Below are 15195 nucleotides of genomic sequence, written 5' to 3'. Positions count from 1 at the left end.
CCGGAAATTCAGAGTCTTACGCTGATTGCGTGGGAATGAAAGCGGAAGCAAGATCACAACAACCAACACAACATAAGAATGCAGTGTACCCGCGGGCTTTAACTTGAGTCAAAAAAGGTTACATTTCACGGAACAATGATCAAGTGCACATAAATTACGGTCAATGCTTGCTCAATCCACTTTAATCGCATTTTTTTATATCAAAACTAAGAAAATTGTGAAATTCTCAAAGACGGGTTAGACTTTTTAGAGTTCAATAAGTTGGACGACATGAGTCTTTACTCATTAGCTCAAAAAACTTAATGGCTAGGCGGTTTTGAAACGTATCGATAAATACAGCTTCACCTCGCCAAAATACTACCCCTATCAGAGCAATAGGGTGGCTTACGAAATGATTATCATGCAGGGACTTATGATCAAACGTCGAATCCCAGCGCTTTTGCTTGCGCTTACCCCAGTTTGGCTACCAACCACTTTACAGGCTGAAGAGATTCAAAGCGTTGATTTGGTGGCAGAAATCGATGAGAAAATTACCCAGAATCAAGCCAAAATTGATTCGGTTGATGACGAACACGCCAGCGAAGCCAAAACGCTTTCCCAACTCAAGCAACAATCTGAGCAACTGAAACGTGAATACACCGAACTGGTTGCAAAACGAAACCGTGCGAAAAGCGCCCTCGATAAACAATTCACTCGTTTGGTTGAAGAACCTGATATCGACTTGTCAGGGTTCCAGAAACAATATCAGGAATCCTGGACTGCGGTTAAAGACAACCAGAAAGAGCAACTGAGCCAGCAGCATCTTGTGAGCGAGAGCGAAATGCGCTTGTCTCAACTGCAACAGCAGCAAGCTCACCTCAATGCTGCAAACCAGAATTTACAAGAATCGCGTGTAGAAGCCCGAGTTAAACGACTGGCAGCCGAACTTCGCGAGAGTGCAGTTCTTGAAACCAGCTACAAAACGACTTGTTCTGCGAGCATGACACTGCGTGACTGTGCTAATCGCGGTAAACATCTGACCAAGCAAAAAGCCGTTAACACGTTTAAGTCCCGCTTAGTTGATCAGCTAACTGAATCCAACATCGCAAAGCAGAACCTTCAGGGTGTCCAGTTAAACATTCATGTTCAGGACAGTCAGATTATTAAAAGTGGCTTCTCTGGTGACGACAGCTACTTCACCAATATGCAAGCTCAGCTTCGGGCAAAACCAGAAGCAACAGCCGCGTGTAAACTGCTTGGTGTTGCCAACCGTTACTGTTACACAGAAGCCAAAGTGACATCTAAATCGAATACCGATAAAAGCTGGGCAAACATTACCGTTCGCTCCGATCAATACGATGACGACGTGACAGTGAATGGTGTGCGTTACGGCAGCACACCTGTCGAATTGGTGCTGCCTGCAGGTCGCCACCAAATTACGGTTTCAAAAGAAGGTTTTGAAACATACAATCGTCAGATCACAATCAATGGTAACGACACCATTTGGGTGAAACTTCGCCCCGAAAAACATGGGTAACGCCAAGGTTGTTACTGGTTACTGACTTTTATAACGAGCATTTTTCATCGCCATTTTGTTTGCATCAAAGCACTTTGATCGCGGCAAAATGGCGCTTTAGTACAGCAAACAACACGAATTAGAACTGAACATGAGACAAGGATTACCAGCGCTTTTGTTGGCTCTTTCACCGAGCCTGATGCCATTTTCAGCAACAGCTGAGAGTTTGGATATCGCAAGCATTTCAGAGGCAATTAGTTCGAAGAAGGCTGAAATCCAGTCTACCGTGAGTCAGCAAACGGATATTCAGGCAACAATACGACGGCTCAATGCGGAGTTAGACCAGGCAGAGAAGGAAGCTTCTACGCTGGAAAACACGCGTGTAAAAGCCAAACAGGCGCTTGAAAGGCAATACGCTCAAATGCTGGAAGACCCTGATCTGGATCTTTCTTCAAGCCAGAAAGCGTATCAGGATGCCTGGGCTCGCTTGAAACAGAATCAGCAAAACCAACTGGATATTCAGCACGACATTCAAGAACAGCGTATTAAGCTTTCTTCCACCAAAGCTGAAGGCGTAAAGTTAGACGCTGAGCTGCTGGGTTTGGAAGACAGCCACTACCGACTTCGTGCACAGCGCCTTCAAGGCGAATTGACTCGCCAGACGTCTCAGACGGTATCTTATGTTCATAATTGTGCTCAGGACGCCACCCTTGCTCAGTGTAAGGAGCAGTCAACCGGGCTTGCTCTGCAAAAAGCAGTGAACCTTTTCCAGTCTGCGCTCATCGACAACACCACAGAAAATGATCTGGTGAAGCAACATGTCCAGCAGGCAACACTGAACATTCATGTTGTTAACCATCAGCCAGTCAGAACCGGGTTTATTGATGGCGGACAGTTTCAGGCTAAGCTGGAAGTTGCCGTTGAATCACGCCCTTCTCAAAATGCTGCATGCCGACTTTTGGATATTGATTCCGCATACTGTTTCGATCCTAGCGAAAAGCAGGAAATGTCGAGCCCTCAGAAAGAGGTTCGTTGGGTAACACTGACAGTGCGTTCAAACCAGTATGATGACCGTGTCCTAATCAACGGCGTGAGCTATGGAACGACTCCGGTCGACATCATGCTGCCTACTGGTGCGCACACCGTCAGCGTAGTGAAAGATGGTTTCCGTTCGTTCAATCGCGATATGACTTTACGTCAGGATGGCACGCTGCGCGCCGTTCTGGTAGAAAAAGCTAACGTTCCTCGCTCTGGTAAAGCTTTTGCTGACCAACTGAGTGCTAACCAGTCCGCCCCTCAAATGGTCGTTGTCGGTGCTGGAAAGTATTTCATCGGGAAAGGTGGCGAGCAGCAGGTTAACCTCGCTAAAGCCTACTCAATTTCAGCGACGCCAATCACCGTGAAGCAGTTTGCCACCTTCGTTAATGACACTGGGTACAAAACCTCTGCTGAAAAAAATCAGACCTGTTCTACTATGGAAAACAGCGTAGAACTTTCAGTAAAAGGAAACTTCTGGCGTCAGCCTGGTTTCAAGCAAAGCGATATGTCGCCAGTGGTTTGCCTGAGTCGCAAAGACGCGCAAGCCTACACCAAATGGCTAAGTCAGAAAACGGGCTATCAGTACCGCCTTCCAACGGAGCAAGAGTGGGAAATCGCGGCACGCGCAGGTTCGTCTGCTTCTTACTGGTGGGGTAACGAATTCGGTAGCGGCAAAGCCAATACCGGCTGGGGTGGAACCAAATGGTCCAATACCAGTAGCTCTCCAGTAAACACGTTCAGACCTAATGCACTGGGTTTATACGACATGGTGGGCAATGTCTGGGAGTGGACTGGCAGCCGTTTCGGCAGTGCGAAAGGTGGAGCCTGGAGCTTTGCCCCGGCGAAAGCCGCCGCTCATGAAACACTGGAGGTTTCTCCAAATGCCACTACCAACTATATTGGTTTTCGAATCGTAAGGCAGCTAGACAAAAGCTAGCTTCTACAGAATTGAAAAGGGCTCCCAACTTGGGAGCCCTTTTTTGTACCATTCATCTTGAGATCTAGGAACTAATTCTATTCACGGCACTCTGTCTGTGCCACGGTTGAGGGTTTAACCTTTCCCAAGTGTGTTTTCACCTTTGAGTAGGTAAGCGCAACAATAAAGCACGTCGCCTGAACCAATACGATACAAGCACTGGTTGCTCCATCGATATGGAAACTGATCAAGGTGCCTGCCAAAGTAGAACCAATAGAAACTGACAACGCAATCCAGAGCATGGTGCTGAACTTTCTGGTTAAGACGAAGGCGGTGATCCCTGGTGCGACTAGCATAGCAACCACCATAATCACGCCTACAGCTTGTATCGTGGCGACAATGGTCAATGCAAGCATAACCAAGAGCGCATAGTGAAGAAGGGTCACTGGGAGCCCCACAACGCGCGCATGGCTCTTGTCAAAGCAGTAGAGCAGGAAGTCATGACGAAAAATAAGCATGACACAGAAAACCGCCACAGAGATGATCACTGTTTGCCAGAATTCAAAGTCGTTAATACCAAGCATGTTACCGAAGAGAATATGCAACAAATGCTGTTCGGTTTCGATTTTGGCAAACATAACTAAACCAAGCGCAAACATGCCAGAGAACACAATCCCCATCACGGTGTCTTCTTTTACCCGACTGTTCTCTTTGATGTATCCCGTTAGCAAAGCACACAGCAAACCGGACACAAAGGCTCCGATTGGCAAAGCAATACCAACGACATAAGCAACCACGATACCGGGCAAAACGGCGTGAGAGATTGCGTCTCCCATTAGTGACCAGCCTTTTAAAACTAGATAGCAGGACAAAACTGCACACACGCCACCAACGGCGAGACCAGCCCACAAAGCTCGCATCATAAACGGGTACTGGAAGGGTTCAATAACCCAGCTGATTAAGGCTTCCATTACGCGTCCCTCGCCACTTTACCGGCGTTTCCCAAGCGATTCAGCGCGGCAACACGATCCGAAAACAAGCCGTATTTCGGTGCAAATAAGAAAGCAAGCAGGAACAAAACAGTTTGGATAAGAACAATGATGCCACCCGTTGTACCATCCAGGAAGTAACTGATGTACGCCCCCAGACCGCTGCTTAGCAAACCAATACTTGTTGCAATAACCAGTAACCAGCCAAAGCGATCAGTAAGCAGGTAAGCCGTTGCACCTGGAGTAATCACCATGGCGATCACCAAAACGGCACCAACCGTCTGAAGAGACGCAACGGTACAGGCACTCAACAGAGTGAAGAATAAGATTTTCAGTTTTACTGGCGAAAGACCCACTGCAGACGCTTGTGTTTCATCAAAGAACACCAGCATGAGGTCTTTCCAGAGAACGCCAAGCACTATCAGAGACACAACAGAAATGATGACGATCTGGTACAGGTCTTCGGGACCAATACTCAGAATATTGCCGAAAATGATGGACTGGACGTTAATTGAAGTCGGGTTAAGTGAAATTAACAGCAAACCCGCTGCAAAGAAGGTGGTGAAAATGAAACCAATGATCGCGTCCTCTTTCAGGTGAGAAAGCGATTTCAGAGCCGCAATACTGATGGAAGCAAGAAAGCCAGAAAAGAAAGCGCCCACGGCGTATGGCAACCCAAGAGCATACGCTCCGGCAACACCCGGAACCACCGAGTGAGACAAAGCATCACCGATCAGTGACCAGCCTTTTAACATCAGGAAAGCAGAGAGGAATGCACACACAGCACCGACGATTGCGCTAGCGAAAATCGCATTGAGCATGTACTGGTAGCTGAGTGGCTCTAACAAGTATTCCAGCATTATTTGTCCGCCTGATGTTGTGCTTCACTGATCAGTGTAGAGTCGTGTCGACCCGTTCCGTAGAACACTGCGGGTTTTTCGTGATCCGAGATAATGGTAACCGCACGACGATCTTCATCGTTATGTAGCTCTTCACCCGGAATACCAACGTGTTTCAGTACGCCACCAAACGTGGCTTCCAGGTTTTGCTGAGTGAAAGTCACATCCAGGGAACCTGCTGCAATAACGGTACGATTGATAAACACCACTTCATTACAATAGTCTGGAATGCTCCCGAGGTTATGGGTAGACACTAAAATCAGGTGGCCTTCAGCTCGCAGCTCTCTTAAAAGCTGCATGATGGCATTTTCAGTGGTGAAGTCGACACCCGTAAACGGTTCATCGAGAAGAATGGTTTTGCTTTCCTGAGCCAAAGCCCGTGCAAGAAAGACTCGTTTTTTCTGCCCGCCAGACAATTCGCCAATCTGCCTTTTTGCCAGTTGAGAAATGCCCATTCGGTCCATGGCATCCGCGACTTTTTGTTTGTCGGTTTTGCTTGGGCGACGCAGAAAATTCATAAAGCCGTAGCGACCTTGCATCACTACATCTTCAACTAATACCGGGAAATCCCAGTCTATGTCTTCACTTTGTGGTACATACGCCACTAAGTTGCTCTTCAGGGCTTTGTTTATCGTCATTCCAGATACACAAATGTCACCTGAAGAGAGCTTCACTAAGCCCATAATGCTTTTAAAAAGGGTCGATTTACCGCCGCCATTGATCCCGACGAGGGCACATATAGTGCCCCCATCAAGAGAAAAGTTGACGTGGTTTATCGCTGTGAAGCCGTTGTTGTATGTCACACCAACGTTGGATACTTCTAAGCTGGCCGACATCGAACTCATAACGCAAAGCCATCCGCTACTGTTTGGGTGGTTACTTTAAGAAGGTCCAGATAGGTAGGTACTGGTCCATCCTGCTTAGACAGGGAATCTACGTATAGCACACCGCCATACTTAGCATTAGTTTCCCTTACAACCTGTTTTGCAGGTTTATCAGAGATTGTACTCTCACTGAACACAACTGGAATCTGATTTTCACGAATTTTGTCAATTAGAGACTTAACTTGCTTAGGAGTTCCTTGCTGATCAGCATTGATCGGCCACAGGTACGCTTCTTTTAAGCCGTAGTCTTTCGCCAGGTAGCTGAATGCACCTTCACTAGTCACCAACCAACGTTTGTCTGCTGGGATGGCATCCATACGCGCACGAATCGGAGCATCAAGTTGTTTAACTTGGTCAGCGTAAGCTTTTGCGTTCTTGTTGTAAGTGTCTGCATTCTCAGGATCATGCTTAACTAACGCAGAACGGATGTTCTCGATGTAGATAAGTGCGTTGCTGGTAGACATCCAAGCGTGAGGATTCGGTTTACCCTGATAAGGGCCTTCATAGATTGAAAGCGGTGCAATGCCTTCCGTTAGCGTTACAGAAGGTACGCCGCTGATGTTACTGAAGAAGCGCTCGAACCAGCGTTCCAGATTCATACCATTCCACATGACCAGATCAGCAGATTGCGCTTTAACAATATCTTTTGGGGTGGGTTGGTAATCGTGAATTTCGGCGCCAGGTTTGGTAATAGAAACCACTTCAGCTGCATCGCCAGCCACGTTCTGTGCCATGTCTTGAATGATGGTGAACGTCGTTACTACTTTCAACTTTGCAACTGCCAAACCTGGCACTAATAAAAGGCTACATAATCCCAACCGGGCTAAAACTTGTTTCATTATATCGTCCTGAGTTAATAAGTTGGCAAGAATCGTAAATGATAATTATTATCATTTCAATAAAAACTAGGAAATTTACTTGCCCTAAATCTCCAAAATCACGTGCTTCAGATGAATAATAATACGAAATTTGTCGAATCTAATCAGATTTTCCTTCAAAAGGGGGGAATTCCCCCCTTTTTCCGAAAAAAAACCTGTTTTATCTTAACTGTCATAGAGTTAGCTGCAGTCCAGTGCAGTTACCTCTTGATATCGCTAAGGTATCGTTATGATCACTTAGACCCTGAAGTTGATCATAACCTCTTCTACACGTCGACAAGATGTATCTTGTGTTAGCCAGCTCCCTCAAGCTGGCTTTTTTTTAAACGAGTTCACTTGAACATATAACATGCGCTGTCTTCTTAATTATGAGACTGATATGATTATTGACAAGTAACGCAGTACAACAGAGCGAATATCGTGCCCAACACAACTCTCTTATCTATTATCGATCAAATTCCGGGATGTTGGGGCTGCAAAGACACAAACTCAGTTTTTGTTTACGCCAATAAAGCGTTTGGCAATCTGATAGGGTTAGACAATCATCTCGACTGCATAGGTAAGTCCGATTTTGATATCTCCAGCCCTTCTACTTTGTGTGCTACCGATTTCCGAAGGCAGGACGTCTATGTCATGGAAACCAAGCAAACCCTCAAGATCCTCGATATCCACCCCTACCCCGACGGAAAATGGCGCGCCCACATTTTTACTAAAACCCCTTGGTTCAACGAGAACAATGAAATCGTTGGCGTTATTTTCCACGGACAAGAACTTGAAGACACCGCCATTCTGGAGGTTGGACACTGGATTTGCAGAGCGACAGGTCAAAGCCTGAAACGAGACCTCTACTCAAGCACTCTTTGCAGTACGCCTAAAAAAATCAACCAACGAGAATCGCAGGTTCTTTTCTTCTTGCTATACGGAAAAAAACCTCAGTTCATCGCAAACGCCATGAACATTTCTGTGAAAACGGTAGAAGGACACGTTGCCAGATTGCGAAACAAATTTGGGGCAAGTACAAAAAACGAGCTGATTGAACTCGCTTTAGATGAGGGGTTTGGTTCAGTGATTCCTGAAAGTTTACTTAAACATCAGATATCGGTTGTACTGAGCCACAACATTTGACTCGATAGATAAACGCTTTTCCTTTACATCCGTCCTTCCACTTGGCGAATAAGCTACAAAACAAATCATCTAAATTCATTGATAGAGCCAATAAATCATTTTATTACATAACGTTATATTGCCAATTAAACCAGAAATCAGAAAGGCACTTAAATATTTAGAACTGAATATGAAATTTTTAAGATATTGTGTATTCAAAATGTAACCATCAATACACATTTAGAAAAACCATCTCACTAGGCTCATACACGTTATTATTTGGCTCTTCACTCCGATCATATTCCAACTCCTCTTACACATTCATTTACAAACACGAAACATTTAAACGTCGTTTTTCCTTCACTTAATGGTTTAAAAATACCGTATTGGAGCTCATTTCAATCTGAACCGCGTAAATGTAATAAATATTTACACTTCACAGCTAAAGTCTCAGTAATTACACATAACCCCTTACCACATATAAAGTTAACTTTGACAATTGAGCCTTTTTTGAAAGTTAAAATCTAAGCAAAAATGGGCAAAACCTTTAATTTTGAGCTGATATTTAAAGTTTGAACTTTTAATATAAAACCAGTTTCTCTTTAATTAAAAAAAAATTTAAAATCAACACCTTAAAAGACAAAAGCCACTAAAATCACATACTATTCAACTTTTATTTTAGGGTAGTAAATAATTTTATGGAATGAAGATCAAATCTTTGTTTTCAATTTTGTACAAATATCATTCTGAGCCATTTAGAAATTTTTCCACTCAAAAAGAAACTTTAATATTCTCGGTGTAGGCAAGAGTGGAACGCGACAATGGTTCCGAACTTTTTGTAATAACTTTAGAGATACAAATTAATTATTGGATTGTTATCGCCACATATAAAAAACCGTAAATAGATAGTTTTTAAAATCAATAAACTTTAACTTTTTAATATTATTGGATTTATAAAAACAAAATACAGACTTTAGCATTTAGAAATCTGTTTTTTCTATTAAACAATTATTTTTCTTCGAGAAATAAGAAGGGTTCTTATGTCGCAAAACTTTGAAATTCAATCGTATTTCTTTTTATTAGTAGGTGAAAATTATGAGAGCTTTAACACTTCTTCTAGCAGGCTTTGCGTTTTCGGTAAGTGCACAACCAGTAAACATGTGGAGAGTCGTATACGATCAGTTGGACTTAGGTGGTCTTAAAACCCCGAATGAGAAAGTTCACATTGAATGTAGCTTCGATTTACTTTCAGTTAACTTAATGAGATACCACGAAACAACCACAATGAAACTGAACAAAGCGCCTAACCGTAAGCGCTGTGAGTTCGCAATACAAGATGTCGTTAAGCGTGATACCCCGTTTAAATTTTCCTTTGATTTCAAGACTAACGACAACTTTGCACACTACAACCGCTGGCACAGCTACTTCCAGCTTCACTCAAGACCAGATCAAGGTGAAGCGTGGCGCTGCCCAATCATGGCTCTGGAGTCTGTGAACGGAACCTTGAGAATGTATAACCGCTGGGACGAAGACCGTATTTCAACAACAACCAACGGTACTTGTGGTAACACTGGTAACTCAATTGAATACAGAAAACTATTCAGCGATTACTACTACGAGCCAAACACCTGGTACACCATTGAGCTAAGCGGTGAGCTTTCTTACGATAAAGACGCTTGTCTGACAGTTAAAATTAACGACGAAGTTATGTCAGACGTATGTGGTCCCAATACGTACAACGATGTAAACAAACCTTACATCAAGTTTGGTATCTACAAGCCAACGGGCTGGGAAACCGATAACGAAGAAATCGAGTTGAACATCAAGAATGTTAAGTACTACGAGCTAGCAAACTAAGTCACATTCTTTCAAAAAAACGCCACACTCTAAGCAGTGTGGCGTTTTTGTATAGAATTTTTAAAAAATGCCGATTCTATGGTGCGAGGCGATCAATGTCCCAATGCTGTTCGTCTTCTTTAGTAAACAAGAAACGATCGTGAAGTCGGTGTTCACCTCCCTGCCAGAATTCCATACTTTCAGGTTTCACTCTGAAACCTCCCCAGAAAGTCGGGACAGGAATTTCCCCTTCTTCAAATTGCTTTTTTAATTCCATGTATTTACTGAGCAGCATGCTTCGCGCTGAAAGACGGCTACTTTGCTTACTCGCAATTGCCGCAATCTGGCTTTCTTTTGGGCGAGAAGAAAAGTATTTCATGTTTTCCATAGCACTCAACTTGTGAGCAATTCCAGTCACATGAACTTGCCTTTCCAGAGGGTGCCACGGGAAGTGAAGGCTGATCTTGCTATGATTTTCCAGGTGCTGGGCTTTACGGCTACCTAAATTGGTATAAAAAACAAAGCCATCTTTGTCGACACTTTTTAGCAAAACGATGCGTTGAAATGGCATACCATTCTCGTCTACCGTCGCCACCGTCATCGCCGTTGGGTCAGTCAGCTTGGCATCAACAGCTTGCTGCAACCAAAAATTAAACTGCTCGATAGGGTCTGCCTTGAGATCTCGGCGTCTCAGCCCGCCCTTGGTGTATTCGCGACGAATATCTGAAAGTTCCATTTCTACTCCTTCTGGTTTTCGACGATTTTGCGCTTAAGGTTATGGGAACTCAAGTCATTTACGTTTTTCCGCCAAAAAAGTGGCAATGTTCCCCTTAATATTTCCACCAGCGGCAATTAATGGTCCTAATTTTGGCAATTTTTCTTAGAAAAGGTAAAGAAGTGAAGCTAATGCACGCCACATTTTGATTATAATTAAATGAACAACTTAACAATTTATTAATCCGATAATAAGATTCAGAAGCATAAGCACGAAAATTGCTTCAAGATAATAAAGACATTGTTCTGTAGAGGTCACACACCTCTTTACCCTTTAATTTACGTCTATTCCGTTGCAAGGAAACTTCATGGACACTAAGAGCCTCAAAAAACTGGACTCAAAAGAGTTGGACTACGTGGACGACAAAACGGCAGCATTGCTGTTGAACACGCCGAGTAGTGCAAGGATTTTGTTGTGGGTCGTGGTACTGTTTTTTGCCATCGCCATCGGATGGGCTGCGTGGGCACACATAGATAAGGTCACGGTCGGGCAAGGCAAGGTCATCCCTTCTTCACAATTGCAGGTTGTTCAGAACCTGGAAGGCGGGCTGGTGAAAAAGATTCTGGTTCATGAAGGTGAACTGGTTGAAAAAGGTCAGCAACTCCTGCTGATTGATGACACACGTTTCCGTTCTGACTTCAGAGAAAGAGAACAACAAGTCACTAACCTGACGGCGAGTGTGTTGCAGCTTTCGGCTTCCATTGCCAGCATTAAGATCCGTGAAGACCTGGATCCCGATAACTGGAGAGACAGTGTAGTCATCGAAACAGATAAGCTGATTTTCCCAGAACAACTAACAGAAAACGATCCACAACTTGTTGAGCGTCAGTATGCCGAATACACGCAAGATCTCAATAATCTGAAAAACCAGGTTTCTCTACTGGACCAGCAAGTAAAGCAGAAGCAACAAGACTTAGTCGAAATCAAAGCCCGTGTCGACAACCTAAAGCGCAGCTATGATTTTGCCCAAAAAGAACTCGACATCACTAAGCCGCTCGCCAATGAAGGTATCGTCCCTCGTATTGAGCTGCTAAAACTCGAAAGACAACTGAACGACACAGGTCGAGAACTGACATCGACCGAACTTAAAGTACCCGTTCTGACTTCTGCAATCCGTGAAGCCATTCTCAGCCGAATCGATGCTGCTTTGAAGTTCCGTTCCGAGCAACAGGAAAAACTCAATCAGGCACAGGATAAACTGTCTTCTCTGACGGAATCGACGGTGGGTCTGGAAGATCGTGTAAACCGTACTATTGTGGTTTCACCAGTGACGGGAACCATCAAAAAACTTCACACCAATACGGTTGGTGGTGTTATTCAGCCAGGCATGGATCTGGTTGAAATCGTTCCAACTGAAGACACCCTTTTAGTAGAAGCGAAAATCGCCCCTCAGGACATTGCCTTTTTAAGACCAGGTCTGCCTGCTATCGTTAAATTCAGTGCTTATGATTTTACTCGTTATGGCGGACTGGAGGGAATTCTGGAACACATCAGTGCTGACACCATTCAGGACGAGGAAGGCAATAGCTTTTACCTTGTTCGTGTTCGCACATTGCAAGACAGTTTTGGTCACTCAGAGCAGCTTCCGATCATTCCGGGGATGACTACCTCGGTCGATATTATTACAGGCAAGCGCTCTGTTCTGGATTATTTATTGAAACCTATCTCACGCGCCCAGCAAACGGCTTTGCGTGAATAATTGGGGGAGAAACACATGAGTGTTCTTCGGAGAAACCGCCCATCTACATTTGGTTCAGTTTGTTTTTAACTGAGTTTTATCGCTGATGGTCTTCAACCGATTAAAGGCAGGCATGCTTCTGGCGTGCTTGCTGTCACTTTCTTTTACCTCAGGCGCGCTCAATAAAAAAGAGCAGCGCTGGGTGGAAGCTGTGCGCGGGACTTACGGGGATCGCGCCGCTAAACGTGTTTCGGCATGGCGAGAAGGCATTGCAGACTTCCACACGCTCAAAGAGAGCCAACAGCTTGAAGCCGTGAACAATTTCTTCAATCAGATGTACTTTGTTGACGACATCAAGCTATGGGGTCGAAAGGACTACTGGGCGACTCCTCTTGAGTTTTTGGGGAGTGCTGCTGGTGACTGTGAAGATTTCACAATTGCAAAATATTTCTCTCTGCTTGAGTTAGGTGTCCCAGACAAGAAATTACGGTTAGTGTACGTTAAAGCCATTGAATTAAATCAGTTTCACATGGTTTTAGCGTACTATCGTACACCAAGCTCGCAGCCTTTGATTTTGGATAACTTGATTCCAGATATCAAACCCGCTTCTAAACGCCGCGACTTATTACCTATTTACAGCTTTAACGGTAAAAACCTATGGCTGATGAAAGAAAAAGCCAGCGGTAAGTTAGCAGGAAAATCGTCTCGCCTGAGCCTATGGAATGATTTGCGCTCTCGCGAACAAACTTTGAAGTTGAATAAACCCATTATTAATTATGATGAGTAAGCACCATGACTTTATATAGACAGCTAGTCGCATGGATGTTGGCAGTATTTCTGCTGTTGATGACCTCGGTATTCGCCATCGAGTTCAATATCATGCGTAACTTCCTAGAGCAACAACAGCGCTCCGAAGTGAACAATACCATCAATACGGTGGGGCTTGCCCTTGCACCTTATCTTGAAAATCAGGATGAAGTCGCAGTGGAGTCCGTTATTAACGCCCTGTTTGATGGCAGTTCCTATTCCGCTGTCCGACTCATCTTTTTAAGTAATGACAAAGAAATTGTCCGTACTTACCCCATCAAAAACCACGATATCCCGGACTGGTTTACCAACTTAGATTTATTTCGAACCATTCACGACCGGCGGGTGGTCACCAGTGGCTGGCTTCAGCTGGCAGAAGTTGAAATCATCAGTCACCCTGGTGATGCGTACTTTCAGCTCTGGCAGGCTCTAACCAGCTTAGTCACCTTATTTACAGGAATCTTCATTATTGGTGTGGTGGTGATTTCTGCGGTGGTAAGGCGAGCACTGAAACCTCTGACACTCATCATTCAGAAAATGGAAGAAGTGGCGAACAACCACTTTGGAGAACCTCTTGAACGTCCACGTACTCGCGATCTGATTGCCGTAGTTGACGGCATCAATGCCATGTCGGCGCAAGTGGAGAAAAGCTTTAAAGCTCAGGCTCGTGAAGCGCAACAATTGCGTGAACGCGCGTACATGGACCCTGTGTCTCAGTTGGGTAACCGTTCCTTCTTTATTGGTCAGCTAAACACCTGGCTGAATGAGTCCGCAATTGGCGGTGTGGCGATCTTACAGGCCACCTTCATCAAAGATGCCTACGACGACGAAGGTTACGAGGTAGGTGACAGTTTAGTGAAAGAACTGGCAGCTTTGCTCAAGGCGACCACTTCTTCTCCTGATGTTACGCTGGCTCGTATCAACACTGCAGAGTTTGGCTTCATCTTGCCAAACCTTGAAGAGAGCGAACTGCGCATGGTGTCTGAAAGCATCATGAATTACACCCAGGACATTCGACCAGATCCTACCGGAACGGCGCCAGCCGCTGCTTTCTTAGGCGTGGTTTACAACGAAAATCGTAAGAACACTACCGAAATACTGTCGCTGGTGGATAACGCCCTGTCTAAAGCCCACGCTCACCCTGATAAGCCATATGGTCTGGTTACGGATAAGCAAAACCACGTACTTCTGGGTAAACAGCAATGGCGCACTCTGGTGGAAGAAGCCATCGGTAATCAATGGGTGGAGTTCAAACTTCAGAATGCGAACACCACCACTGGCGCGACATATCACCGAGAAGTCTTCTCTGCGATTGAGAAAAATGGTGAACGCTTTACCGCAAACCAATATCTGTTCGCGCTGGAGCAACTGAACGCGGGTCATATTTTTGACCAATTCGTTATCACCTCCATGCTCGACAAACTGCGCTCACGTGAGCTGACGGATACCTTGGCTATCAACCTGACCGTGAGCAGTGTCAGCGAACCTAGTTTCATCCGCTGGTTAACCAAAATCCTGACGAAGAATCAGGCATTGGTGAACAAACTGCACTTTGAAATCCCAGAGTCCTGCTTTATCAACCACCAGCACCATACTGCGCTGATCTGTCACGCGATACGCAGTGCAGGGGCCGATTTTGGTGTCGATAACTACGGGCGACATTTCCATTCTTTGGAGTACATCAACGAATTCAGACCGGCTTACGTTAAATTGGATTATCTGTACACCCATCAGATAGATGATGAGAAGCAGAAGTATACACTCACTTCCATCTCGCGTACGGCGCACAACCTTGGCATTAAGACCATCGCATCGCGGGTAGAAACTCAGGCACAGTTGGACTTCCTATCTGAGCACTTTATTGAAGCATTCCAAGGCTTCATTGTTGATAAATAA

Annotated in this window: 12 protein-coding genes; 7 read left to right on the top strand and 5 right to left on the bottom strand. The window is 44.8% G+C overall.

Annotation, left to right across the window (positions count from 1 at the left end; translation table 11 throughout):
* Positions 1–412: 412 nt before the first annotated feature.
* Together QMG91_RS18525 and QMG91_RS18520 are read left to right on the top strand one after the other, a co-directional pair.
* The gene (locus QMG91_RS18525; RefSeq protein ID WP_281831386.1) at positions 413–1516 is read left to right on the top strand and encodes a PEGA domain-containing protein; all 1104 of its coding nucleotides are present in this window, start codon (positions 413–415) and stop codon (positions 1514–1516) included.
* 130 nt (positions 1517–1646) lie between these two features.
* Positions 1647–3470 carry an SUMF1/EgtB/PvdO family nonheme iron enzyme gene (locus tag QMG91_RS18520; protein WP_281831385.1) on the top strand — a complete coding sequence of 608 codons (1824 nt, stop codon included), beginning with the start codon at positions 1647–1649 and terminating at the stop codon, positions 3468–3470.
* Between the two features lie 77 nt (positions 3471–3547).
* Here the strand turns inward: QMG91_RS18520 and QMG91_RS18515 are convergent, their stop codons facing one another.
* Genes QMG91_RS18515 through QMG91_RS18500 form a run of 4 tightly spaced genes read right to left on the bottom strand, consistent with a single transcriptional unit; the run spans position 3548 to position 7060 of the window.
* A complete protein-coding gene (locus tag QMG91_RS18515; protein WP_281831384.1) occupies positions 3548–4420 on the bottom strand; it encodes a metal ABC transporter permease in 873 nt (290 codons plus the stop codon).
* Positions 4420–5295 carry a metal ABC transporter permease gene (locus tag QMG91_RS18510; RefSeq protein ID WP_269190034.1) on the bottom strand — a complete coding sequence of 292 codons (876 nt, stop codon included), beginning with the start codon at positions 5293–5295 and terminating at the stop codon, positions 4420–4422. The genes QMG91_RS18515 and QMG91_RS18510 overlap by 1 nt, the downstream gene beginning before the upstream one ends.
* 2 nt (positions 5296–5297) lie before the next feature.
* Complete coding sequence (locus QMG91_RS18505; protein WP_004404620.1) at positions 5298–6182, bottom strand: metal ABC transporter ATP-binding protein; 885 nt, start codon at positions 6180–6182, stop codon at positions 5298–5300.
* The gene (locus QMG91_RS18500) at positions 6179–7060 is read right to left on the bottom strand and encodes a metal ABC transporter substrate-binding protein (protein WP_004404621.1); all 882 of its coding nucleotides are present in this window, start codon (positions 7058–7060) and stop codon (positions 6179–6181) included. Before QMG91_RS18500 ends, QMG91_RS18505 begins: the two co-directional genes overlap by 4 nt.
* Before the next feature lie 459 nt (positions 7061–7519).
* On the opposite strand from QMG91_RS18500, the gene QMG91_RS18495 reads away from it, so the two are divergent.
* Positions 7520–8224: a helix-turn-helix transcriptional regulator gene (locus QMG91_RS18495; protein WP_022560554.1), complete on the top strand. Its 705-nt coding sequence runs from the start codon at positions 7520–7522 to the stop codon at positions 8222–8224.
* A gap of 1074 nt (positions 8225–9298) precedes the next feature.
* On the top strand, positions 9299–10060 hold the full coding sequence (locus QMG91_RS18490) for a heparin lyase I family protein (RefSeq protein ID WP_004404626.1): 762 nt from the start codon (positions 9299–9301) through the stop codon (positions 10058–10060).
* A gap of 76 nt (positions 10061–10136) precedes the next feature.
* Here QMG91_RS18490 and pdxH read toward each other — a convergent pair whose 3' ends face one another.
* On the bottom strand, positions 10137–10775 hold the full coding sequence (gene pdxH / locus QMG91_RS18485; RefSeq protein ID WP_004404628.1) for a pyridoxamine 5'-phosphate oxidase: 639 nt from the start codon (positions 10773–10775) through the stop codon (positions 10137–10139).
* Positions 10776–11121: 346 nt separating this feature from the next.
* On the opposite strand from pdxH, the gene QMG91_RS18480 reads away from it, so the two are divergent.
* The 3 genes from QMG91_RS18480 to QMG91_RS18470 all read left to right on the top strand — a co-directional run bounded on the left by QMG91_RS18480 (position 11122) and on the right by QMG91_RS18470 (position 15195).
* Positions 11122–12513, top strand: a complete 1392-nt coding sequence (locus tag QMG91_RS18480; RefSeq protein ID WP_004404631.1) for an HlyD family type I secretion periplasmic adaptor subunit — start codon at positions 11122–11124, stop codon at positions 12511–12513.
* Between the two features lie 112 nt (positions 12514–12625).
* Entirely contained in the window at positions 12626–13279 is a 654-nt protein-coding gene (locus QMG91_RS18475; RefSeq protein WP_404819622.1) for a transglutaminase-like cysteine peptidase, read from the top strand.
* Between the two features lie 5 nt (positions 13280–13284).
* A complete protein-coding gene (locus QMG91_RS18470) occupies positions 13285–15195 on the top strand; it encodes a bifunctional diguanylate cyclase/phosphodiesterase (protein WP_281831379.1) in 1911 nt (636 codons plus the stop codon).

It is taken from the genome of Vibrio nigripulchritudo, from assembly GCF_027924785.1.
Lineage (GTDB): Bacteria > Pseudomonadota > Gammaproteobacteria > Enterobacterales > Vibrionaceae > Vibrio > Vibrio nigripulchritudo.
The sequence above is the reverse complement of the archived record's forward strand: the minus strand, read 5'-3'. Positions and strand labels throughout refer to the sequence as shown.

Coding starts and splice junctions, on each gene's coding strand:
- QMG91_RS18525 (WP_281831386.1), top strand. CDS start 413: ATGATCAAACGTCGAATCCCAGCGCTTTTGCTTGCGCTTACCCCAGTT.
- QMG91_RS18520 (WP_281831385.1), top strand. CDS start 1,647: ATGAGACAAGGATTACCAGCGCTTTTGTTGGCTCTTTCACCGAGCCTG.
- QMG91_RS18515 (WP_281831384.1), bottom strand. CDS start 4,420: ATGGAAGCCTTAATCAGCTGGGTTATTGAACCCTTCCAGTACCCGTTT.
- QMG91_RS18505 (WP_004404620.1), bottom strand. CDS start 6,182: ATGAGTTCGATGTCGGCCAGCTTAGAAGTATCCAACGTTGGTGTGACA.
- QMG91_RS18500 (WP_004404621.1), bottom strand. CDS start 7,060: ATGAAACAAGTTTTAGCCCGGTTGGGATTATGTAGCCTTTTATTAGTG.
- QMG91_RS18490 (WP_004404626.1), top strand. CDS start 9,299: ATGAGAGCTTTAACACTTCTTCTAGCAGGCTTTGCGTTTTCGGTAAGT.
- pdxH (WP_004404628.1), bottom strand. CDS start 10,775: ATGGAACTTTCAGATATTCGTCGCGAATACACCAAGGGCGGGCTGAGA.
- QMG91_RS18480 (WP_004404631.1), top strand. CDS start 11,122: ATGGACACTAAGAGCCTCAAAAAACTGGACTCAAAAGAGTTGGACTAC.
- QMG91_RS18475 (WP_404819622.1), top strand. CDS start 12,626: ATGCTTCTGGCGTGCTTGCTGTCACTTTCTTTTACCTCAGGCGCGCTC.
- QMG91_RS18470 (WP_281831379.1), top strand. CDS start 13,285: ATGACTTTATATAGACAGCTAGTCGCATGGATGTTGGCAGTATTTCTG.